Genomic DNA, 21,073 nt, shown 5'->3' on the forward strand with positions numbered 1-21,073 from the left:
TCAACTCGAAGCCGACATCAAAAGCTTTATCGAGCGCCACAACGAAAACCCTAAGCCATATCGCTGGACCAAATCGGCAGACGACATTCTCGCATCCGTCAAGCGCTTCTGTCAGAAGGTCGACAACAGCTTATGACACGAATTTCGGATTCAGATGACTAGCACACCATGAGAACTGTTCAAGTCTGATGAAATACATTTCTCAAACGGCCCCGGGCCTAGGACGTCCGTTGGCGTTAGTCGGGGCGGCCATGCGGCCGGCCTCCTGTAGCAGAATCTCTTGCATCCATATGCTTGCCTGATCCCTGTTGTGAACCACGGGCCACTGGACAGCCATGGTAAATGCTGGGAGTGCCAGCGGGAGCTCGACGATCCGCAAGGGAATTATCTTTGCGAAATGATAGGCGAGCCGCGAGGGTATGGTCGCTATACGCTCGGTCCCTGACAGCAGCGGCGGGATCAAGCTGAAGCCGGGCGCGACGACCTCAACGCGCCTCTTCAGACCGCGCTCGACCAATAACCATTCTTCGATGGAGGGCTTCAGCGCACGCCCGAACTTCGCTACAACATGCCCCATCGACAGGTATTTTTCAAAGGAAAGCTGCTGTGAAAGTTGTTTGTTCGTGGCGCATCCCACGCAGACGAGTGTCTCGTCGAACAGTCTCGCTTGGGGATGCGCGTTCGACATGAACTGCTCAGGAAGGATTAGGAAATCGATTTCACCGCGCCCGAGTAGCTCATTGGGTTCATCGTCGGGAGCCAGCAATTCAAAGCTGACGGCTGGAGCGTCCCGCACCACACGCTCTACAACCTTTTCGAAGAAGACAAGTGTCACGAAATCGGACACAATGATTCTGAAACGTCGCTCCGACACGGCCGGATTGAACATGTCGCATGAAATGATGGAAAACTGAATATGAAGCAGAACATCGCGGACTGCGGGGGCAAGGGCTTTGGCACGCGGAGTTGGGAGGAATTTGCGGCCCTGCATTGTAAACAGCTCATCACCGAAATAGGTGCGTAGCCGGGCGAGAGCAGAACTCATGGCCGGCTGACTGAGGTTAATGCTACGTGCCGCTGCGGTGACGCTTTGTTGTGACATCAGAGCATCGAGCGCAACTAGAAGATTGAGATCGAGGCCCTTAAAACGCATGCTTTGACGTGTCCACAGTGCAGATCATTGACATCCAAACAGTAACTCTATTGCCGAATCGACGCCGTCGGGTAACGGCGCTCAGGGCCAGTCACGGGTCTCTATAAAACCGCGAAACAGGGATCAGGCGCTCAGTAGAACTCGACCTGGCGTGTCTTAGGACACCTCACGCGAATGGCCGCATCGACCCCAACGTGGCCGCGTCAATTTGAGCGCAGCTGATCGTCATGATCATTTTAGCGGCGATACAGTTGCCATGAAGGGCGTGGCTGAATAGGCACCCGCGCGTCAAGATTCAGAATAGCTCTTGGTGTCGCGCAGCCTTGGTCCAGCGTATGGCCGTCTTGGTGCGTCAGCTCGCCGGCATAGCACGCAGCCGCCATTTGTGCGTCCCACCGCCCACTGCTAAATCGCATCATCTTTGTTGGGCCTGGCTCCGGGCTGCATCGTCGTGGACACATCAATGAGATCTCTCTCCGATAAATGAATGGAAGGACATCCTAGTGCTTTCCGGCGTTTCGTTGCCATGCAAACTGCAAATTCCAACATGCGCTGCGGACATGATTGAGGAACTCTTTGCGAAGAAGCGTTAGCGAAACAGCGCTGGCATAGGGCTCATCAACACGGCCGGACAGGTCCGTTGGCGCGACGCAGGTCCTAAGCGTCGGAGGTGGGAGCCTCCAGTTAGTACGAGCACATTGACCAAGAGCATGAAAACGAATGTATCCATGGCGTGGATGAAAGCCATGCGAAAACTCGATTTTTCCACTCTCGGGGAATTCGACTAGAAAGGCATTTGCACTATCGCAGGCAAAAGTGGAAATCACGCCGAGAGGCATTGTTGCAAAGGGATCATAATTGGCAATCCGGGCATCCAATAAACTGAGTCCAGGAAACGAATATAAGTCGGGCATATCTCGGACATGCTGTTTTGGCGCGTTGAGCTAAACTCAAGTTTGGAGTTAGGGAATGCCTGCATAATGTCCATACGGCGCCGGACGCTTGAACGCCTCGTCATAGCCTAAGTGATTCCAACCGACCCGCCGTTCGCAATTGTGAAACGCGGAGGAACGGTTTTCTTTATCCCCCGCAAACGGCCAAGGGTGTGGGGTGAGAACATCATTGTCCGAGGAGAGAAAATTATGGATCACTCCGTTTGGAAGGGGTCACATCCGTTCATCGTTGACAGTGACGCCGCACAGCAACGACAGATGCCGAGGCTGACATCAATCGACCTGAACCTGCTGGTGGAGCTCGAAGCGCTATTGCAGTACCGGAATATCACGCATGCGGCCCAACACATCGGCCGAAGTCAACCGGCCATGAGCCGAGCGTTGTCAAGACTGCGTGGCATATTCAATGACGATCTTTTGGTTCGCGGCTCGCGCGGCTTTGTCCCGACGCCTCGGGCCGAACGCTTGGGCAAAATGCTGCCGTCTGTATTGAACGCGATCCGCGAAATGGTGAATCGCAGCTTAAGCCCAAGAGACATGCGCTGGAAGGCAACTATCGCGATCCCTGACCACCAAGCGCTCATTTTGCTGCCGCGTCTGTTGCCGCGTCTGCATGAGCGCACGCCTCATCTCGACATCGTCACAAACCCGCTCCTGGACTGTGCACTGCGGCGGCTTGAGCAAGGTGAGATCGATTTAGCCGTCGGGCAGATCGGTGCCGCACCGCCGGGCTTCTTGCGGCGTAAGCTCTACGCGGACCGCTTCACCTGTCTGCTACGCCACGACCACCCAGTGCTAGAGCAAGAGTGGAGCATAGGTAGCTTCGCTGAGTTGCGTCACGCCTCCATCTTGTCGGACGCCAATGACCGCTTCGGTCAGGTCTATGACGTGCTTTCCAAGCTGGAGCTATCGGACCGGTATCCGATCGCGGTCTCCAATGTGCTGACGGCGGCTGTTGTGATTGCGGCGACCGATCTTGTCCTCGTCGTGCCGCATCGCATCGCGACCCAGCTCGCCACCATGCTGCCGCTCGTGGTTCTCGATCCTCCCGTGCAACTGATGCCATATGAAGTTGCGTTGATCTGGCACGAGCGTTCCCATCGCGACCCGGAACATCAGTGGCTCCGCCAGGAAATCGCCGCGGCAGCGCGACCTGACCGGAACGCGCCAAACACGAAATCAAATGGGGAGGAAACTGGATGATGGCTTCGTGCATTTGGGTGCAAGCCGGCCGCGGGACGACGCCTCGGGCACCTCGCCGGCGGTGGCGCAAGACGCCAGAGCGCACTTAACAGCTTGCGGGCGAGCGCCACAATCATCGTCCGTGAATGAATTTGCGGCCGTCGGCGGGGCTCTGTTGCAATTATTCCTCTGTGAGCGCGCTCGATCCGTGCGAAGGCACGTTCGCGTCCGGAGAGCTAGGGCTTGTCGCTCGCTGCGGCAGTAGCGGATAATGTCATCCGGATACTGTACGGCACGCCGGGAAAGCCGGTTTCGAGCCAAACGTCAAACACGGAATGCAGGAACAGGTTTCCCAGCATGGGCGAGATGATCCTCGCAACCAAGCTTCCATCTGCCATCGACGCCGGAGCCTTCAGCCACCGCTCGATATAGAGTGCCGGAAAGCATGGCCGCTAACCGCCGAACCACCGATTAATTTACTCCGCGTTGCCTACCCGCAACCTGGCAAGGTCGCCGAATGCCTAAACCACCTTACGACTGGAATGCAATTTAGCCAACCACTCCCGAGAGACGATCCAGGTGGACGATGCAAAGCAGAAAGAAGAATACCAATCGCGCATGGCTTCGTCCTTTCACAGCACCAATGGTTGCCATGCAAAAAAGCGATTTCTCGCGTCTGGCCGCATGTTGCATAAACCTGCGACAGCACCTTCGATCGCATCAATGGGCACGCTGTTTCGTTTTACCCCGGTGGATGTGGCGACTCGACGAGGGCACTGGGCAGCCGACCATTAGTGCGAACGCGGCCTGTACAGCCACAATTAATCGTTACTTCCTAGACAAAGGAATGATGGACATGCCGGATCAGCCACCCGTGCACACCGACATAATGATCAGCGATGGTGCAGACCCGAGGGGCTCCGACGCCCTGAAATGTGCTTTGCGCAGAATGGGCGGTGGCGTCAGCGTCATCACCGCAGGGGAGGGTGAAGAGCGCACAGGAGCAACTGTTACTTCCGCGACTGCGCTCTCGATCGAGCCGCCATGCATGCTCGTTTCCCTCAATCGCTCCTCCTCTACGTGGCCTGCCGTTGCGCGGTTCGGGCATTTTTGCGTGAACATCCTGGGCCACGCCCACGAGATACTGGCGAACCAGTTCGCCGGTCGAGGCGGGCTGAAGGGCGCGGAACGTTATCGGGGTGCTGAGTGGACCCAACTCATCAGCGGCGCGCCTGTCCTTCAGGATGCGGTGGCGGCCGTGGACTGCAAGGTTGAGGAAGCCATAGAACGATACAGCCATGTAATTGTGCTCGGTCGCGTCGTCGGCATTTGCATCGGCAACGGCGGCTCATTGGTTTATCGTGGCGGCCGATATTTTCCAATTGCCGAGTAGCGAGGCGGCCAAGCTCACCGCGTTGAAGCTTGGGAGCCTAATTGGGCAAGCGACGTCCTTGCCCCGATCGAGTTCGCATCCGCTTCGCATAGGGCAGTGCCACCTGTTCAACATGATTCCGAAGGTGAGTGGCGTGCCGGTCGTGTTGACCAACAGTTGCGTTTGAGCTCGAACCCAGCCTGCTTCAGTAGCACTGTCGCCTTGCGCAGGTTTTTGCTTGCGACGTCGTCCCAATGGGGTTCATGTAGGGATGGTGAACACTTCCGGCGGAAGAAGGTCCTTGACTCGCTCAGGATATTCACTCGCTTCGAGGCAGCCCAGAGGAAGCTAGCTCATGGGCATCGTGAGGCCTCGGTTCCGAATTAGCGCCGCCGACGATACCCCGATCCGAGTGTTGGATCGCTCGCTACGAGACAAGGGGTTGGGCAAAGGTGTGAAGAAAGGCAGGATCTGGGCCTATGTCCGAGATCAACGACCCTGGATGGGTGCCGCCCCGCCCGGTGCGATCTACTACTTCGCCCCGGACTGGAAAGAAGCCCACGTCCTTCATCATCTCAGGCAGGCAAGCAGTATCCTTCAAGCGGATGGCTACAAGGGCTATGTTGCGGCCGTCCATATGTAACGGTGGTCGGAGAAAGGTTCGTTTCCCCGGCCTGAACCGCAACATAAATTTCAAATCTGCGACCGCTACAGAGCCTTCAGGAAAGCCATCAGGGATGGCAGCGAGCGCTGAGGGACAGTGGCTTGTTGGTCAGAGATGTCGACCCGAGCAAGCGCCTTCGCCTTCATTTCCATATCGACTTCAGCGTAAATATGCGTCGTGTCGAGAGACACATGGCCAAGCCAAGCACGGATTGTGTTGATGTCGACGCCAGCGCGCAGCAGGTGGACTGCGGTTGTATGTCGGATCGTGTGAGGACTTACGCGCTTCGTCTCGATCGACGGCACTATTTTGCTCGCCAGCTCGGCATAGTGGGTCACGAGTCTGTGGATCCCGAACCGCGTCAATGGCGAGTAGACCCGATTTAGAAAGACCGGATCGGCCCAGCTGCAAATTGTCGACGATCAACTGCGCCGCTTCATCGGCACGGGCCCCGCTGTTGTACAAGAACAGAAGCAAAGCGTAATCGCGATTGCCGAGAGGCGTACGACGGTCCGGTTGTGCCAAGAGCGCGTCCATCTCCGGCTTCTCAAGATATCCGATCATGGCCTTGGCGGTCTTCTTGAACGGTATCGCTCGTACTTCTCCGGACCACGCGATGTGGACCGGAGAGTGCATGCCAATGAACCTTGCCAATGAGCGTATGGTCGCCAGCCTCTGGTTTCGAGTGACCCCGCTGCACTTTCGATCGCGTTCCAGGTGATCAAGGAACTGACGGATGATTGACGGTGTCAGATTTTCAACCGACATTCGATCGATGGCGCGCGCCGCGTGATCGCTGGCGAACGGAAGCAGGAGCATCAGGGTATCGCGGTAGCTGGCCTGAGTGTTTCGGGACAGGTTCCGTTCCGCCACCAGGTGTTCGAGGAGGAACCGCCGCACCCATGGTCCGAGGAGCATCTCATTCTTCATGGCTGCCCTCCATCGCATACTGGGCGAAGCGTTGGCTGGCCGCCTCCAGGAGTTCCGGCGTCATTTGCAGATAGCGTTGCGTCGATCGGATGTCGATGTGACCAAGGAAGGTTGCGAGTTGCGGGAGCAATCGTTGGACTTCCTGGCCGGAATGATACCATACGACGACACGGTGGACGGCCGCTGTGTGGCGAAGATCATGGATGCGTGGTGGACGCGGTTCGCCGATCGGGCGTTCGATACCGGCGGCGCGGCGGACATGTTGGAACATGGTGACTACACTCTGATAAGTCCATCCTCGAATGCCGCGCGACGCGAACAGCGGCGCCGCTCTCCCCTGCGGCATTGGTAGCAAGCCACGACGTTCTAGATGCGCGGCCAGCTCTCCAGACAGCTTCGGTCCAATTGAAACCAGACGGGTCTTGAAGAATTTGCTGCAGTGGATGGTGATGACCTCTTCGACGAGGTCGACATCCTGCAAGGTCAAGCGTAAGGCCTCGCCGATTCGCATGCCGGTTCCATAGAGGAGCAAGATCATCGTACGGTACATCGCGGGCACATGCTGGCTGTAGCCCGTTCGCAAAGTCGAGGTTGCCTCCAGTAGTCGGCGCAATTCCTCGGTCGAATATACGTACGGCGTTTGCTGCGGCGGCAGGTTCGGCAGAACTGTCGGCAGAGGCGAGCGATCTACATATCCACGGCTTATTGCGAACCTAAACAGGCCACTCAGCACCCTGTGTTTGAGTGCCCACGTCGCCGTCGGCCCCTTGTCTCCATTGAGGAAATCAATGACCGATTCTGGGGTTACCTCGATCGCCGACTGCTCGCCCGAAGTGATGGAGCAAGCGTCCGGCAGACTCGAAGCGCATGCCCAGTGATCGTTGCCGGGCCAGGTAGGCATCGATGAGGTCGATCAGCTTCATAGGACATCTCCCAAATCGAAGGCGCCGACTTCGCGAAGAGCTGCCATGTTCACCTTTGCGTAGACACTTGTTGCCGAGGCGCTGCGGTGTCCAAGATGGTCGCCGATCTCCTTGATGGTCAGCCCCTCGGCGAGCAAGCGAACTGCGCAGGCATGGCGCAACGCGTGCCCGCCGCGATGCGCCGCTTGAATACCGAGCGCAACAAATCGCCGATTGGCGACGCTATAAATGCTGGAGGCCCCTAAGGGATGTCGAGGCGCCTGCATCCGGAGGAAAACTTCTCGGCACGACGACGGCGGGCGGACTCTGTCCACGTAGCGTGCCAATGCTTCCGCAACGGAGGGCACCAGCGGATAGATCTGGGCTTGTCGGCGCTTTAAGCGGAAAAGCCGAAGCGTTCGCCCCGCCCAGTCGATTTGGTCGAGCCGCAGCGCGGCTACTTCGCCGCGCCGCATACCATATACCGCCAGCAACATTAGGATTGCGCGGTCTCGGATGTCGCGGGGCCGGTCGGTATCGACATCAGCCAACATCTTTTGGACGTCCGACCAGTCTGGGGCATATGGCAGAGATTCTTGCCGATAGAGCCGAGGCCGCGATATTGACGACGCCAGGCGGTCTGAGCACCAAGCCTCTTTTGCCGCATATCGAAGAAATCCGCGCAAGGCTGAGACGATGTATGCAATCGAGACACGACCCCAGCGTCCGGCCCATTGGGTCGCTATATAGTTGTCGATGTCTTCTGCCTTCAAATCCTTGAGCCGGTGGTTCGACTGTTCGCACCACAGCAAGAATCTGCCGGCTATGCGCCCCCATTGTTCCACCGTCGACGGTGTCAATCCGCGTTCTCACGCATCCAGCCAACATACCGGTCGAGTTGCGCCTGGTACGACAATATGACAGTGGGCTCACGCCACCAGCCAAGGAACTTCAGCCAGGGGCGCCCGATATCGACGACCCGACGTGCAGCGGTAGCCGCGCCGTGAACATTCTGCCGAGCCTGCGCGATCGGCAACAACTCCGCCATGCCGACGCCGGCCGCGGCCTCTGGACCGAGATGTCGCGCGATCCACAGGAGTTCGTTGCGTTTGACCCTGAGAACTTCGGGTCTCGCTCCGAGTGTGGCGCAGTGATCCAAATAGCGGTTCCGCTCGTCAGCAAATGGCACTTCGGTAAATAACGCATCAGCGGCTTGGTCGGAAAAGGAAGGGTGATCCATGTCGAACCTCCAAACGAGAAAAGGTCCGGCAGCCAAACTTGCGATTTATGTTGCGTCAAATCGGGCCCAAATACTCAGTTGACAAAGGGTATAGGTCAGCAGGGCCACATATGGACGGCCGCAACATAGCCGCCAATATGTTCTGCCGAACATATTGGTGGTTACGGAAAGCTCTATGAACCTGGAGCTGGTGGGGCGCGCCGCTTTCGGGAAGCGGCCTGCTGGGCGCATTGGCGGCGCGACTTCCACGATATCTGGACCTCGAACAAATCCGAGATCGCACGCGAGGCTCTCGATCGTATCGGCGCGCTTTACGACATCGAGCGAGACATTGCCGGTCAGCCTGCCGATATCCGCTTCGCCGCGCGTCAGAAGCACAGCAAGTCAAGGGTGGACGCATTCCGCATATGGGCCGAAGCCCAATTGACCCGCATTCCGGGCAACGGCGATCTTGCGTCAGCTTTCCGTTACGGCCTTAGCCGTTGGCACTCGTTCTGTCTGTTCCTGGAAGATGGTCCGTGTTGCTATGGACGACAATGCCGCTGAGCGGGCCCTGCGTCCAATCGGAATTGGAAAGAAAAATTCGTTATTTGCCGGCGCAGACACCGGCGCGGAGACCCTGGCGCGTGCCATGACGATCATCGAAACGGCCAAGATGAATGGCCTCCATCCGCAGGCCTATCTGGCCGATTTGCTCGACCGCATCCACGTTCACAAGATCAATCGCCTCGACGAACTGCTTCCCTGGAATTGGTCGCCTGTCGCCACCATCTGCGCCGAGGCAGCCTGATGGCAACGATCACCTATGTCTTCACAATTAACCATGTCGTCGAAATGCTTGGCGAAGACCTGGAACTCCTTCAGGCGATCGTCAGAAACTCCGACAATCTGACCTATGGAAATATCATCAGCGTCGTAACCGGTGACGATGAGGCAATGACCACACTGACCGACGATGGCATCGATGAGCTTAACCAGATGCTCTCAACTGCGCGCCGTTCGCCCGAAGCCTGGAAAGAATCCCTCGACAGCTTTGTCGGCGACGAAGAACTCATCGCTCACGTCAAGGCAAAATCTCCGCGGTAGCAATCGGCCGGTTACCATGTCTGTAAACTCCAAGCTGCGGCTACCAATGCAGTAAATGCGGTCAATCGGATCGTTAGTTGATGCTGCGTTCGGCTGTTTTACAAATCGATTAGCCGAATGACATTCATCTGCGCTTTGGATACACGAAAATCGGTCGCCCTGTTCGCCTGTTGCTCAATCAGCCGACGGGTGCCGAAAGAAAGCGCTCCGCGGGGGGAGGGAAGAGCGCGGGTTCCCTATGGTCTTACCGGTCAGACGAAAAGTCCCACGCGCTCAGGCCCAGGCCGACAGCAGGACACCCCGACAAACGACCCCGGTCAGGGAGTGGCATCATCTCGGAATCAGGAGGCGACTAATTCTCGGAATTGGGAGGCGGAATGATTTCGGAATGCGGGGCGGCTTGCCTCGGAATCTGCACATCATCCCATCGATGCCGCCGTTCCTGCCTAAGATATCCGCACACGCATGGCAAACCTAGCCCAAGACACGTCGCAAACGACGTCATTAAACACTTAGCGACGCTTGCCATCCCAATCGTGGGCTCGGGGGCTACGCCGCGATGGTCCAGAATTCTTGGTTATGGTATGCGGGCGTGAACTCGAATGGTGCACGTCGCGGTCCTGGAAGGAAGTGAATTCGGCTCGGTTACCGCGGGTTGTCGACCACATTGCTGATAAACCACTCGTAGGATTTAGTCAGCCCAACTTCGATGGAGGTTTTCGGGCGCCACCCCATCGACAGTAGTTTTTCGCTGGACAAGAGTTTTCGTGGTGTTCCATCCGGCTTGGATGTATCGAGTTCTATATCCCCTTTAAAGCCAACAACGTCGCAGACGAGGCGAGCAAGCTCGATAATGGTTATGTCGCTGCCGAAGCCAATGTTAATGTGTTCCGCTTCGGAGTAATGCTTAAGAAGAAAGACCACTGCATCGGCGCAGTCTTCACTGTACAAGAACTCCCGACGAGGCGTTCCGCTGCCCCATATACGCAGCCGATCAAGATTTCTGATCTTTGCGTCATGTGCTTTGCGTATCAGCGCGGGCACGACGTGGCTGGTCACCAGATCGAAGTTATCGCGAGGACCATAGAGGTTCGTCGGCATGACCGAGATAAAGTCCGCGCGGTGTTGCTTCCGGTAGGCCTGGCACAACTTAACGCCGGCAATCTTTGCAACTGCGTACCACTCGTTGGTCGGTTCAAGCGAACCAGTCAGTAGCGCCTCTTCTCTGATGGGTTGTGAAGCGTACTTCGGATAAATGCAACTCGATCCAAGAAATAGAAGCTTCTCAACGCCATTTCGAAACGAGGCTTCGATCACGTTGGCCTCCATCACCAGGTTCTGATAGATGAAATCGGCGGGCATCGTGTCATTTGCCAGTATACCGCCAACCTTGGCCGCGGCCATTACGACCGCATGCGGTTTTTCCTTTAGCAGAAATTGCTGAACATCTTCTTGCCGCGTCAGATCAAGCTTTTGCCTGTCGGCTACGATAATTTCGCAATCCTCCGAGGCAAGAGACCGGGTGATAGCGCTGCCGACCATTCCCCTATGTCCTGCGACCCAAACTCGCTTTCCGCTTAGCGAATACATTGTCCCCATGCCTCTTCCTGTGGCGAACCCCTCATGACCTTCAGATCTTCCCTAACCATTTCGCGGGCAAGCTCCCTCACACTCGTCTCGTGCCTCCAACCCAAGACTTGCTCCGCCTTGCTGGCATCGCCTAAAAGCAAATCTACTTCCGTAGGCCGGAAATAACGCGGATCTACCGTCACGATGCACTTGCCTGTGGCGGCATCGATGCCGCGTTCTTCGCTGCCTTCTCCGACCCATTCAATCTTTCTGCCGACTTCCTCGAATGCCCATTCTACAAACGTGCGAACTGATGTTGTCACGCCGGTGGCGAGAACATAATCATCGGGCCTGTCCTGCTGGCACATCATCCACATGCCCCGCACATACTCACGGGCATGACCCCAATCACGTTGAGCATTGAGATTTCCAAGATAAAGCGTGTTCTGCTTACCGAGACTGATTGCTACCGCGGCCCGGGTAATCTTGCGGGTCACGAATGTCTCACCTCGAAGCGGACTTTCGTGATTGAAAAGAATACCGTTGGAAGCGTGCATGCCGTACGCCTCTCTATAGTTCACGACAGTCCAGTACGCGTAGAGCTTGGCGGCAGCGTAAGGTGAACGCGGGTAGAACGGCGTCTTCTCATTTTGCGGGACTTCTTGAGCTAAACCGTATAACTCGGACGTTGATGCCTGATAAAAGCGCGTCCGATTGGTCAGGCCAAGAATTCGAATAGCTTCCAGCATGCGCAGTGTACCGATCGCATCAGCGTTCGCGGTATATTCGGGCGTTTCGAAACTCACCTGAACATGGCTTTGCGCCGCAAGGTTGTAAATTTCATCCGGCTGAGTTTGCTGAACAATACGTAACAAATTGGTCGAATCTGTCATGTCTCCATAGTGGAGAAAAAATCTCGCTTCAGGATCGTGGGGATCTTGGTAGATTCGCTCTATTCGTTGACTATTGAATGATGATGAACGTCGTTTTATGCCATGAACTATATAGCCTTTGTCCAGCAGCAGTTCGGCCAGATAAGCCCCGTCCTGGCCGGTTACACCCGATATCAAAGCTACTTTCTTGGTCGCCACTTTTGAAATCTCCGATGATTACCTAGGAGCCGGAGGCGTTCGCTGTTCCTAGAGAGACTAATCGCGCTTCGGGGAAAGCACAGAACGCGCGCGCCGGCCTGGCTTCTTCATAGGAGAGGGCTGCTGATCCCGTTAATCCCGGATGCCTTAGACGGCGAGGAGCGGAATGTCCCGGAGCACCTGCTTGAGCTGCACCACCTGGAAGCGGACGAATATCTCGATATGCTGGACGTGCGAACGGTGAGGCAACAGGCCCCATGAAAGATCAGAGACCCTTTGACACTCCTTCAATCAAGATTAACCGACTCGGATCATTCACATCGAACTCAATTACCCGTGGTACAAAAAGGCGAGCATAGCGTGTAAAGGCGCTCGTGGGCGGGAAGCGAATTACGATGTCGCATCGCCCTAGTAGATACATCTCAAGGATAGCCGAAATTCCGCCGTCAACCCCAAGCTCTGGAGTGTGCAATGGGCCAGTCTGATGCGATCGGAAACGCTTAGGGACGGTGATAAGATCGGCGAACATGCCCGACAAGTAGGCCACCACCTGCGCGCTATCCGTAGACAAGAATATCCGCACAGGCTTTGGGTGGCCTAACGTTTTTGCCTTATCAATGGCAGTGCAAACTTGGCGCATCGCCAGCTCCGGATCGGCCCAATAGGGTGCATGGTCCATAATGTCTTCGCCGTTGCCATGCCGAACATGAACGCCAATGACACTGTGTCCCGCAAAGCTCTCCTGATAGATGGTCTCTATGCGGCTTTGAATCTCAGACCGAGGCTTGACACTCCGAAAAATCTGCCGTTCGGCCCCCTCATCGCAACGCCACATTAAGCACGCGTCGCACACCACAGTTTTAGCGCCCACATCACCTTGGGCCTGAAAAAGCTGGCTTAGTTCATCGCGTTCTCGGAAAACCTGCTCATCTGGTCGGTAAAGGCAATCGATTGACGGCTTATTCCACCAGTCCGGGAAGAATGGCCCCGGGAATGAGAATTGGTTGATCTGGTCGTCGCAAATAACCGACACGCCAGCGATGTCTTTGATCGGTTCGAAGAACACCGGAAATGCGTTCGCGAAGGGTTGATCGAGATAGCACGATCCACGCCAGTCAACGGCGAGCATTCGCCCCGTGCGCTGCGCGTACTGCCAAGCGGCCGCCAACGACCACAGACAGTCACCAAAACCGGTACGCCTCCGAGAGACAACGAACCGATTCTCGATCAATTGATCGTCAAGCATTCGCGGCGGCCCCGTTTCGGAATGCAAGGAGGCGAGTTGGATCTGGCGCGGGCGCTCGGTCCATAATTGTTCGACCACTGCGCCGGCCAGTGTGGTGGCGGACCCTGCAGCACCGTGAGAAATTGATGTTTCCTCTTGAAGGCTCACTATTTTTTCGCGTCGCTTGCATTTGCCTGATGCACTCGCCTCCACTCAAATTCAGCGCTTTCTAATGTGGCCAGTGGCAACGGTAAAATTTATTGTTTGGATAGCACACATCCATAAGATCGATGCAATTGCAGCCCCAAGGAGAACCTCGCTTGCGCTTCACGATCCGTCCGCCAATAGTCCGGCAAGAGCAAAGGCCCACCAGTCGCCGAGTTCAACGATACATCATGAGCTGCGTACTGAGACCACAGATAACAAGTCGGCCGTGAAGAACTCGGAAGCCGCTGATTTGACGTAGGAATCGAGGGGTCTGCAGATCTTCTAATTGCAGGAAACAGCCGCCGAACAAGCTGTTTCCTTGCAATATCAGTTTGAGGTTTGCGTGGTTGGCGAAGCGTGATTCATTGGGTTTATCGCGGTGAATCGGAGAGCCAGGAATGGGTAAACCACGCGAACGGCGCCAAACGGGTGAACAGGATTTATTCCGATCCCGGCTCGACCAGATCATCAATATGGAGCACGAACTGGTGCGTCTGGCACAGGCTATTGACTGGCCTGTGTTGGAAGCCCGCTTCGGGACGGTGTATTCGGACGGAGCGGGCATGCCGCCATTGCCGACGCGGCTGATGGCCGGGCTGGCCATTCTGAAGCACACGTTCAACCTGTCGGACGAGGCACTGTGCGAGCGTTGGGTGGAGAACCCCTATTTTCAGTACCTGTGCGGCGAGGAGTTCTTTCGGCACGAACTATCGTTCGACCGCTCCTCGATGACACGCTGGCGGCAGCGCATGGGCGAGGCGCGGATCGGCGCGCTCTTGCAGGAGAGCCTGGCGGTGGCAATCAAGACAGGCGCGATGAAGCCGCAGGATACGCGGCAGGTGATCGTGGACACGACCGTTCAACCGAAGAACGTCATGTTCCCGACGGATGCCAAGCTTATTCACCGGGCGCGCGAACGGCTGGTGCGGCTGGCGAAGAAAATGGGGCTCGATCTGCGCCAGACCTATATTCGGGTCGGTAAATTCGCCCTAATCCAGCATCAGCGCTACGCGCATGCGAAGCAATTCAAACGGGCCGGCAAAGCGCTGCGCAAGTTAAAGACCTATCTCGGCCGCACCGTTCGCGACATCGAGCGTCAGATCGCCGGCGACGAACAACTCGACGCGATCTTCAAATGGTCGCTCTATCAGGCAAAAACGGTCATCGCGCAGCGGCAACGTCAGCGTGGCCGCAAGATCTACAGCCTGCATGCTGACGAGGTCGAGTGCATTGGTAAAGGCAAGGCGCACAAGCCCTATGAGTTCGGCGTGAAGGTGTCCGTGGCCACAACACTGAACCGTTCAAAGGGCGGGCAGTTCGCCCTGCACGCCACGGCGCTGCCCGGCAATCCTTACGACGGCCACACGCTCGCGACCGTCATTCCGGATATGGAAAAGATGATCGGCAACGAGCTCTCCCGCATTCTGGCCGATGCTGGATACCGCGGTCACAATGCTCCCGAAAGTCACAAGCTGAGGGTCTTCACCCGCGGCCAGAAGCGCCGCCTCACGCCCGCCATCAAGCGCCAGATGCGACTACGATCGGCGGTCGAACCCGTCATTGGACACCTTGTATGGGGATTTCGTTGTCAAGGAGCCGTTGGCACTGATTTCGCGGCAAAGTGGTCAGGATAGCCATCACAGAAACGGTTGGTCACTGCCTTGTGCATTGGTCCGCGAGCATCAAATTCGAGGGGAGCCTGCCTTTGGGCACATCGCATTACGCCGCAACCTTGTATTCGGTGGGTCTGCAAAAGACCCGGACCATGAAGCAGTCATTGGCTTCAGCAGCAAGGCTCCGAGGCGGCGGGCCCATTCTCAAGACGGCAAATAACGCCATGGTGTCCATCGGGACACCGCCACCTCGAATCGATACACGCGGGCGTCATTACGGCGGTTGGTCCGTCAGGCGCCCTGCAGTGTGTTCAGTTCATCGGGCGCAATGTGACGCCCACCGGGATTTCGCCGATGGTAACCAATCGCCAGAGCGCGATGAGCAACTTGCGTGCGAGCGCCACGATCATCGTCGTTTTGCGCGCGCCTTGTGCCGCTCGTGCCTGGAACCATTGCGTCAGTTCGCTGTTCTTTTGGAATCTCAGGAAGCGCCAGGCCAATTGGATCAGCCCGCGTCGCACCCGGGCGTTGCCTGCCTTGGCCAACCCCTTCTCGCGTCGTTTCGATCCGCTCTCGTCGGGGGAGCCTGTCAGGCCGGCGTAACGTGCCACCGCGCGCCGATCTCTGAGGTTGCGGCTAAGCACCTCGTGGACCAGCATGTCGGCTGTCTCAATCCCGACACCAATCACGCGCGCCAATAGCACGACCATTGCGTTGCACCCCGACCCGGGCGCCTGCTCAAGCTGGATAATCCGGGCTTTCTCAATCGTCGTGATCTGATCGCGCACGACCGCAAGCCGAGCCATGTCGCGCCGCATCTCTTCCAGCATATTCGGCGGAAGCGGCTGTCCTTCCGGAGTGCGCAGGTCCGGCAACTTCTTCGGCGCCCGGCGAAGCTCGGGCTTGAAGCCACGGATGCCGAGCCGAGCCAGCGCCCCTTTCATGCGATTGACTATCCGCGTTTTCTCGCTGACTAGATTCTCCCGCTCGCGGCTCGGCCGCTTGGCATCCTCTTCCGCCAGTGATGGGATCGCCACCATGCGGCAGTGGCCGCGCTCGCCACGCAGCCAGCCCAGGAACACGCGCATCAGCATGGCCGTGTCTAGCCTGTCGGTCTTCGCCCGCCGGTGTTCACGGTTCACGGCGACGCTGGTCGAATGAATGACGTGCGCCTCTATGCCTCGCGTCTGTAGCCACCGGGCTAGCCAGAAGCCGTCTCGCCCAGCCTCGAAGGCCAGCGCGACCCGGTCTATCGGCATGCCCGCAGCCTCCGCCTCCGATCGCCAGCGCCTGATCATACCGAGCAAAGCGTCGGGATCGGGATCGAGCTTCTTGAGGGGGTGTCGCTGAACGCCGGGAAGCATTCCGGCCACCAGCCAGCTATTCTGACTCATTTCGACAACGACGAGCACAGTGCGAGCTTGATCCAATACAGTTATTGAGCGGCTGAGATCTTCGATTTTGGACATGATCGTCTATCTTCCGGGTTGTTCGTACGACGATGGTGCCACCTCGCCGCTTTCCCGCATAGCTTCTCAAAAGCGAACACAGAATGGACCGGAATTATCTCGCTGGCGAACAGGGGGATGCCGTCAATGCCGTTCTGGCCGCCGCCGGATACAACTTCTCCCTCCTGCTGCGATGGTTCAGGCAACTTTTGTGTCTGTTCGCCGCACTACTGTTCACGTTCCAGAGCCGACCAACGCCGCAGCAAACTGCCTGAAAGCGAGTTCTTCACGATCGACTAACAACGCGCCGACAGTCCCCGCACTGGCGCGTCTGAAGGCGCAGACGAGCGCCCCCGAAGCCAAATGACTTGGTTCATGATGCCGAGGCGGCCCCACGCTCGAGCGCTTAAATCCGGTCGATCTTAGCGCATTCTTCAGCCCAATTGTTAAGTACTGCCAATGCTTGAGAAAGCAGATGTTCGGCGGTACCCCGGTCCTCTGCCTCAACGTAGCAACGCAGTTCAGGCGCGTTTCCTGAAGGACGGATGTGCAGGATCCGGCCGCCGTGCAAGGTCAGACGCACCCCATCCATGCAATCCATCGCCGTCACGCGCCCGACCCCCCCGAACAAACGCTCAACACTGGTATCGCACGCTTTCAAATGCGCTAGTGTCCTGATTCAGAAGTTTCTGCCGATTTGTTTTGCACATCGGCGATTTGCGCCGGGAGGTCCGCGGCAAAACGCTCGGCATTGTCGGCTACGGCAATATCGGATCGCAGCTCAGCGCGCTTGCCGAAAGCATGGGCATGGTCGTGCGCTACTTCGATCTTTCCGATCGGCTGCGCCGGGGCAATTCGGAGTCGATGGCCTCGCTCGGCGACCTTCTCGAAATCTCTGACTATGTGACAATGCACGTTCCCGAAACACCCTCGACGCATAACATGATCACTGAAACCGAACTGCGCCGCATGAAGAAGGGCGCCATCTTCATCAACAATTCTCGCGGAACGGTGGTCGATCTCGATGCGCTTGCGAGAGTCCTGAAAGACGGGCATCTAGCGGGCGCCGCCGTGGACGTGTTCCCCAAGGAGCCGGCATCGAACAACGAGCGTTTTGAGACGCCGTTGCAAGGCTTGAGCAATGTCATTTTGACGCCGCATATTGGCGGCTCCACTGAGGAAGCCCAAGAGCGCATCGGCGGCGAGGTTTCAAGGAAGCTGGTCGAGTATTCCGACATCGGCTCAACGATGGGCGCCGTCAACTTTCCGCAGGTACAGCTGCCCGAGCGTCCGAACGGCACGCGCTTCATTCACGTACATGAAAACCGTCCCGGCGTGCTCATCCAGCTCAACGAGATCTTCTCGTCGCGCGGGTTGAACATCGTCGCTGAGTTCCTTCAGACGCATGGCGACACGGGCTATGTGGTGGTGGAGGCCGAAGGAATTTCCGCGAATGCCGACGAGATTCTTCAGGCCCTACGCGAAATTCCTGGAACGATACGAACGCGATTACTCTACTGACAACTGACCGGGGCTCAGCGCATCAGCGAATGATCACCTTTGGTTTGGTTGCCATCGCTGAGATCGCAAGCCTGGTGGAGCCGCGTGCGGCCGGAGCTGCTCCGCCGTTCCTGCATGAGGCGTTCAGGAACTTTCGGGGAGGGGAGGGCGAACAGAGACCGGAAGAACCCACCGCCGCGTTCCAGGTTGACAGCACTGAGCTGAAGCTGCGGACCGATAGCGACTACCGTCGCCAGGCGCTGCAGATCCTCCAGAGCCAAGCCTGGAAGTCCATGCCGCCCAGCAGCGGCAATAAAAAGCACCGCATAATCGGTCGCCTGATGAACCGTGCCTTCAGTGGCGGATGAGGCCAAACCGGTGAGCTTCGTCCAACAGGTTGCGGACGGAGGAGGGCTGCCATTTCTTGCCGCCGTGCACAGGTCGTTCTCCCATCTGGTCCAGTTGCGCGGCAATGTCGCGTAGCGACAGATCGGGATCGGCAATGGCGATCGCCGCCACCAACTTCATCAGATGGTCCTCGGGCGCGCGGCGAGGGGACCGAGCCAGGAGTTCTTTTTCCGCGAGTTTTTCGCGGACCAAGCGATGAACGGCGCGACGAAGGCGCTCGACCGTCCAGTCGTGGCCGCGGCGATTGAGCACCCGCACGACATTGTCCCAACTGTGCCGCGGCCGCAGTTGCCGCACCATCGGCAGCCACGTCTGCGCGGACGCAATGAGCACGTCGAGATAGAGTTTCTCGCGTGCCTTTGAGACTGCTTTGATAGCCTCCGGTCGTCGTTCGCGCAGGCCGGGGTTTCCAGGAAGCTTGCCGCGTGCCTTCGCCGCCTTGATGCCGGCCTTCGTTCGCTCGGCGATCAGCGCCCGCTCGAGCTGGGCGACCGCGCCGAGAACCTGGAGGGAGAACATGCCTTGTGGCGTCGAGGTATCGATCGGGTCGCGGATCGACCGGAAATGCACGCCACGCTCCTCGAGGTCTTCGATCACCGACAAGAGATGACTCACCGATCTGGCCAGCCGATCGAGACGGACGACGACGAGGACGTCTCCCGCGGTGAGCTCGCCGAGCAGCCGCGTCAAGACCGGTCGGGCGCGCGATGCCCCGGAGCCGTGCTCCTGATAGATCCGATCGCAGCCGGCGGCCCGCAGCTCATCGATTTGGGCATCGTGGACCTGGTCGTCCGTCGACACGCGGGCGTAGCCGATCAGCCGCTTGAGAGGCTGTTGGACGTTAACTGTTTGTCGCTTCGCCATCGCGCCTTTAACGGTCTCGTTTGGAGGTGCTTTGTACAGATAAGGAATGCGTGAGAAATTGTTCCTTTGCAAGCGTGTTTTATGATCGAAACGGAAGGCCGTACGGCGCGAAATTGGGTCTGTAACGAGCGGTCTGCGCCCGAAGGTCGGGAAAGCGCGCCAGCGGACCTCTGTGGGCGAAACGCTGCAAAACCAGCCGTTTTGAAGGAGGCCGAGCATCGCCCCGTCGCTTCAGCGAGCCTTGACGCTGAAAAAGTGTGCGGTGGCGCGTCGCGCCGGCCACCACAGACAAACCTGCTCAACCATCTCCGCTGAGGAGATTGCCGTGGGGCAAATCTCTTGTTCGAGCCAAGCAACAAGTGCAGCCCGATCATCCGCTGTCATGCGCCGGAGGCCGAGGAGGGCTAATATCTCTTCCCGATGGCGGCGGCCGGTCCGGCCAGCCCAGTCGTAGCCATCGAGATCACTCAGCGCGGCGGAAAGCTGCTCGGCAAGATAAGCAACAGGCTCCGCTGGAATCTCACTTGCGTGATCTATAAATCTTGCCGCCCAGCGGTACATCTTCATCTGCGCAGCAAAACCCAGCCTGGTTCGTAACGGCGTGTCTCGATTAGCGCGAGTTCATCAAAGTTGAGGCTCCACCATCTGGCGAGTTCCGCGCCATCCCAATTCTGCTGCACGCCACGCTCCCACGGTAGCCTTCCGATGGCTATCTGTGCGTGCGAGTATGTTCCCTTCAACACCGAAGCAGAAGATTCTCTTTTTAGTCTTGCAGTTGGCCGCTTTCGCAGCGACGTACGCACCGGGCCAAGCAGATAATGTCGGTCGTCCTGGATCGGTGGATTCCCCGGAAATCTGGGCTTTTCAGCCCCCATTCTCAGCCTTATTCAGCGAACTCATTTGCCTGATCGAGTGGACTGGACCGCTCCCGAGCGGGCCGGGATTATGGTCTCCAAAGTCCGGCTGACGGCGAGGTGATACGATTGGTCCGCTCGGTGCGGCGCGGCTTTGAAAGCGCCTTGCTAGAACGGATCGCCGCCGGGCTGCATGTAGACGCGATCACGAAACTGGAGGCTTCACTGGCCGAGCCGGACGGTGCGACTGGCTTCAACACGATGAAGGCGGATCCTGGCCGGGTTGGGCTGGAAAGCATCCTTGCCGTGGCGGAACGGCTTTCCTTCATCCGGTCGCTGCGGCTTCCCGCAGATCTGGTTGGCGTTGGCGGCGCCCCACTTTTGGAACAACTCTATCGTCCGATCGGCCAGGAGACTGCCCGCGAGGTGCGCCGGCATCCAGAACCGCGCCGGCTCGGCCTCTACGCGATCTATCTTGTTCGGCACGAGCGGGAAATCGTCGACGCTGTTGTCGATCTTCTGATCGAGACGGTGCACAAGATGGCGACGACGGCGGAACGCAGGGTCGTCAAGACGATCGCGAAGGATTTTCAGAAGGTCCACGGCAAGGAGCGACATTCTGGCGCGGATTGCCGATGCGACACCGGACGGGGTGTGTGTGATGTCATCTTTCCCGTCGCTGATCAGGTGGTACTTGCTGCGGTTGTCCACGAGTACAAGGCCGGCGGTTCCTATCAGAGCCGGGTGCATGCGGTTTTGCGGTCATCCTATGGCAGCATTCAACGAAAACAAGCAGCTGGCGAGTGAGTTCC

At 57.7% G+C, this 21,073-nt stretch carries 17 protein-coding genes and 8 pseudogenes; 11 read left to right on the plus strand and 14 right to left on the minus strand.

The window, feature by feature from the left end:
* Window positions 1-136 (plus strand): annotated as a pseudogene (locus BHMPCIPO_RS31085) (IS630 family transposase); the annotation flags it as partial.
* 66 nt (window positions 137-202) lie between these two features.
* Here the strand turns inward: BHMPCIPO_RS31085 and BHMPCIPO_RS31090 are convergent.
* Window positions 203-1,153, minus strand: a complete 951-nt coding sequence (locus BHMPCIPO_RS31090) for a LysR family transcriptional regulator (RefSeq protein WP_173520679.1) — start codon at window positions 1,151-1,153, stop codon at window positions 203-205.
* Window positions 1,154-2,295: 1,142 nt separating this feature from the next.
* Here BHMPCIPO_RS31090 and BHMPCIPO_RS31095 point away from each other — a divergent pair.
* The 3 genes and pseudogenes from BHMPCIPO_RS31095 to BHMPCIPO_RS31105 form a co-directional block, all read left to right on the plus strand.
* The gene (locus BHMPCIPO_RS31095) at window positions 2,296-3,309 is read left to right on the plus strand and encodes a LysR family transcriptional regulator (protein ID WP_173520680.1); all 1,014 of its coding nucleotides are present in this window, start codon (window positions 2,296-2,298) and stop codon (window positions 3,307-3,309) included.
* Between the two features lie 868 nt (window positions 3,310-4,177).
* Entirely contained in the window at window positions 4,178-4,681 is a 504-nt protein-coding gene (locus BHMPCIPO_RS31100; protein ID WP_246304788.1) for a flavin reductase family protein, read from the plus strand.
* Window positions 4,682-5,051: 370 nt separating this feature from the next.
* Window positions 5,052-5,282 (plus strand): annotated as a pseudogene (locus tag BHMPCIPO_RS31105) (IS66 family transposase); the annotation flags it as partial.
* 86 nt (window positions 5,283-5,368) lie between these two features.
* Here the strand turns inward: BHMPCIPO_RS31105 and BHMPCIPO_RS33295 are convergent.
* From BHMPCIPO_RS33295 to BHMPCIPO_RS33315, 6 genes and pseudogenes are all read right to left on the minus strand, one after another.
* Window positions 5,369-5,662 carry a tyrosine-type recombinase/integrase gene (locus tag BHMPCIPO_RS33295; RefSeq protein WP_312033083.1) on the minus strand — a complete coding sequence of 98 codons (294 nt, stop codon included), beginning with the start codon at window positions 5,660-5,662 and terminating at the stop codon, window positions 5,369-5,371.
* 364 nt (window positions 5,663-6,026) lie between these two features.
* Window positions 6,027-6,272, minus strand: a pseudogene (locus BHMPCIPO_RS33300) (site-specific integrase); the annotation flags it as partial.
* Complete coding sequence (locus BHMPCIPO_RS31115) at window positions 6,244-7,155, minus strand: tyrosine-type recombinase/integrase (RefSeq protein ID WP_210266756.1); 912 nt, start codon at window positions 7,153-7,155, stop codon at window positions 6,244-6,246. The gene BHMPCIPO_RS31115 and the pseudogene BHMPCIPO_RS33300, both read right to left, overlap by 29 nt.
* An 18-nt stretch (window positions 7,156-7,173) precedes the next feature.
* Entirely contained in the window at window positions 7,174-7,710 is a 537-nt protein-coding gene (locus BHMPCIPO_RS33305; protein ID WP_246304789.1) for a tyrosine-type recombinase/integrase, read from the minus strand.
* Between the two features lie 159 nt (window positions 7,711-7,869).
* A pseudogene (locus tag BHMPCIPO_RS33310) lies at window positions 7,870-8,001 on the minus strand (tyrosine-type recombinase/integrase); the annotation flags it as partial.
* A gap of 11 nt (window positions 8,002-8,012) precedes the next feature.
* Window positions 8,013-8,396, minus strand: a complete 384-nt coding sequence (locus BHMPCIPO_RS33315) for a hypothetical protein (RefSeq protein ID WP_246304770.1) — start codon at window positions 8,394-8,396, stop codon at window positions 8,013-8,015.
* Window positions 8,397-8,531: 135 nt separating this feature from the next.
* Between BHMPCIPO_RS33315 and tnpC the strand changes: the two are divergent.
* Window positions 8,532-9,186: pseudogene (gene tnpC, locus BHMPCIPO_RS31125) on the plus strand (IS66 family transposase); the annotation flags it as partial.
* Window positions 9,186-9,482 carry a hypothetical protein gene (locus BHMPCIPO_RS31130; protein ID WP_173520681.1) on the plus strand — a complete coding sequence of 99 codons (297 nt, stop codon included), beginning with the start codon at window positions 9,186-9,188 and terminating at the stop codon, window positions 9,480-9,482. The pseudogene tnpC and the gene BHMPCIPO_RS31130, both read left to right, overlap by 1 nt.
* 645 nt (window positions 9,483-10,127) lie before the next feature.
* Here the strand turns inward: BHMPCIPO_RS31130 and fcl are convergent.
* The 3 genes from fcl to BHMPCIPO_RS31145 all read right to left on the minus strand — a co-directional run bounded on the left by fcl (window position 10,128) and on the right by BHMPCIPO_RS31145 (window position 13,388).
* Window positions 10,128-11,072: a GDP-L-fucose synthase gene (gene fcl / locus BHMPCIPO_RS31135; protein WP_173520828.1), complete on the minus strand. Its 945-nt coding sequence runs from the start codon at window positions 11,070-11,072 to the stop codon at window positions 10,128-10,130.
* Window positions 11,060-12,142 carry a GDP-mannose 4,6-dehydratase gene (gmd, locus tag BHMPCIPO_RS31140; RefSeq protein WP_173520682.1) on the minus strand — a complete coding sequence of 361 codons (1,083 nt, stop codon included), beginning with the start codon at window positions 12,140-12,142 and terminating at the stop codon, window positions 11,060-11,062. Before gmd ends, fcl begins: the two co-directional genes overlap by 13 nt.
* A 265-nt stretch (window positions 12,143-12,407) precedes the next feature.
* On the minus strand, window positions 12,408-13,388 hold the full coding sequence (locus tag BHMPCIPO_RS31145; protein WP_210266761.1) for a nodulation protein NodZ: 981 nt from the start codon (window positions 13,386-13,388) through the stop codon (window positions 12,408-12,410).
* Window positions 13,389-13,972: 584 nt separating this feature from the next.
* Here BHMPCIPO_RS31145 and BHMPCIPO_RS31150 point away from each other — a divergent pair.
* Window positions 13,973-15,145: pseudogene (locus BHMPCIPO_RS31150) on the plus strand (IS5-like element ISRsp18 family transposase); the annotation flags it as partial.
* Window positions 15,146-15,498: 353 nt separating this feature from the next.
* Here the strand turns inward: BHMPCIPO_RS31150 and BHMPCIPO_RS31155 are convergent.
* The gene (locus BHMPCIPO_RS31155; RefSeq protein WP_173520683.1) at window positions 15,499-16,656 is read right to left on the minus strand and encodes an IS110 family RNA-guided transposase; all 1,158 of its coding nucleotides are present in this window, start codon (window positions 16,654-16,656) and stop codon (window positions 15,499-15,501) included.
* A gap of 65 nt (window positions 16,657-16,721) precedes the next feature.
* Between BHMPCIPO_RS31155 and BHMPCIPO_RS31160 the strand changes: the two are divergent.
* Window positions 16,722-16,910 (plus strand): annotated as a pseudogene (locus BHMPCIPO_RS31160) (IS5/IS1182 family transposase); the annotation flags it as partial.
* Window positions 16,911-17,041: 131 nt separating this feature from the next.
* On the opposite strand, the gene BHMPCIPO_RS33560 reads toward BHMPCIPO_RS31160, so the two are convergent.
* The gene (locus tag BHMPCIPO_RS33560) at window positions 17,042-17,236 is read right to left on the minus strand and encodes a hypothetical protein (protein WP_173520830.1); all 195 of its coding nucleotides are present in this window, start codon (window positions 17,234-17,236) and stop codon (window positions 17,042-17,044) included.
* A gap of 122 nt (window positions 17,237-17,358) precedes the next feature.
* Between BHMPCIPO_RS33560 and BHMPCIPO_RS31170 the strand changes: the two are divergent.
* Both BHMPCIPO_RS31170 and BHMPCIPO_RS31175 read left to right on the plus strand, forming a co-directional pair.
* Window positions 17,359-18,156, plus strand: a pseudogene (locus BHMPCIPO_RS31170) (NAD(P)-dependent oxidoreductase); the annotation flags it as partial.
* 29 nt (window positions 18,157-18,185) lie between these two features.
* Window positions 18,186-18,503, plus strand: a complete 318-nt coding sequence (locus BHMPCIPO_RS31175) for a hypothetical protein (protein WP_173520684.1) — start codon at window positions 18,186-18,188, stop codon at window positions 18,501-18,503.
* Here the strand turns inward: BHMPCIPO_RS31175 and BHMPCIPO_RS31180 are convergent.
* Window positions 18,490-19,407 (minus strand): recombinase family protein, encoded by a 918-nt coding sequence (locus BHMPCIPO_RS31180; protein ID WP_173520831.1) that lies wholly within the window; start codon window positions 19,405-19,407, stop codon window positions 18,490-18,492. The two genes, BHMPCIPO_RS31175 and BHMPCIPO_RS31180, sit on opposite strands and share 14 nt — an antisense overlap.
* Window positions 19,408-19,638: 231 nt before the next feature.
* Complete coding sequence (locus BHMPCIPO_RS31185) at window positions 19,639-19,992, minus strand: DUF4158 domain-containing protein (protein ID WP_282439121.1); 354 nt, start codon at window positions 19,990-19,992, stop codon at window positions 19,639-19,641.
* 398 nt (window positions 19,993-20,390) lie between these two features.
* Here BHMPCIPO_RS31185 and BHMPCIPO_RS31190 point away from each other — a divergent pair, with 398 nt between their 5' ends.
* The gene (locus tag BHMPCIPO_RS31190) at window positions 20,391-21,068 is read left to right on the plus strand and encodes a hypothetical protein (protein WP_173520686.1); all 678 of its coding nucleotides are present in this window, start codon (window positions 20,391-20,393) and stop codon (window positions 21,066-21,068) included.
* Window positions 21,069-21,073: the final 5 nt, after the last annotated feature.

The sequence above is a fragment of the Ensifer sesbaniae genome, from assembly GCF_013283665.1.
In the GTDB taxonomy this organism is placed as follows: domain Bacteria; phylum Pseudomonadota; class Alphaproteobacteria; order Rhizobiales; family Rhizobiaceae; genus Ensifer; species Ensifer sesbaniae.

Coding starts and splice junctions, on each gene's coding strand:
- BHMPCIPO_RS31090 (WP_173520679.1), bottom strand. CDS start 1,153: ATGCGTTTTAAGGGCCTCGATCTCAATCTTCTAGTTGCGCTCGATGCT.
- BHMPCIPO_RS31095 (WP_173520680.1), top strand. CDS start 2,296: ATGGATCACTCCGTTTGGAAGGGGTCACATCCGTTCATCGTTGACAGT.
- BHMPCIPO_RS31100 (WP_246304788.1), top strand. CDS start 4,178: ATGATCAGCGATGGTGCAGACCCGAGGGGCTCCGACGCCCTGAAATGT.
- BHMPCIPO_RS31115 (WP_210266756.1), bottom strand. CDS start 7,155: ATGCCTACCTGGCCCGGCAACGATCACTGGGCATGCGCTTCGAGTCTG.
- BHMPCIPO_RS33305 (WP_246304789.1), bottom strand. CDS start 7,710: ATGTTGGCTGATGTCGATACCGACCGGCCCCGCGACATCCGAGACCGC.
- BHMPCIPO_RS33315 (WP_246304770.1), bottom strand. CDS start 8,396: ATGGATCACCCTTCCTTTTCCGACCAAGCCGCTGATGCGTTATTTACC.
- BHMPCIPO_RS31130 (WP_173520681.1), top strand. CDS start 9,186: ATGGCAACGATCACCTATGTCTTCACAATTAACCATGTCGTCGAAATG.
- fcl (WP_173520828.1), bottom strand. CDS start 11,072: ATGTATTCGCTAAGCGGAAAGCGAGTTTGGGTCGCAGGACATAGGGGA.
- BHMPCIPO_RS31145 (WP_210266761.1), bottom strand. CDS start 13,388: ATGCTTGACGATCAATTGATCGAGAATCGGTTCGTTGTCTCTCGGAGG.
- BHMPCIPO_RS31155 (WP_173520683.1), bottom strand. CDS start 16,656: ATGTCCAAAATCGAAGATCTCAGCCGCTCAATAACTGTATTGGATCAA.
- BHMPCIPO_RS33560 (WP_173520830.1), bottom strand. CDS start 17,236: ATGGATTGCATGGATGGGGTGCGTCTGACCTTGCACGGCGGCCGGATC.
- BHMPCIPO_RS31175 (WP_173520684.1), top strand. CDS start 18,186: ATGATCACCTTTGGTTTGGTTGCCATCGCTGAGATCGCAAGCCTGGTG.
- BHMPCIPO_RS31180 (WP_173520831.1), bottom strand. CDS start 19,407: ATGGCGAAGCGACAAACAGTTAACGTCCAACAGCCTCTCAAGCGGCTG.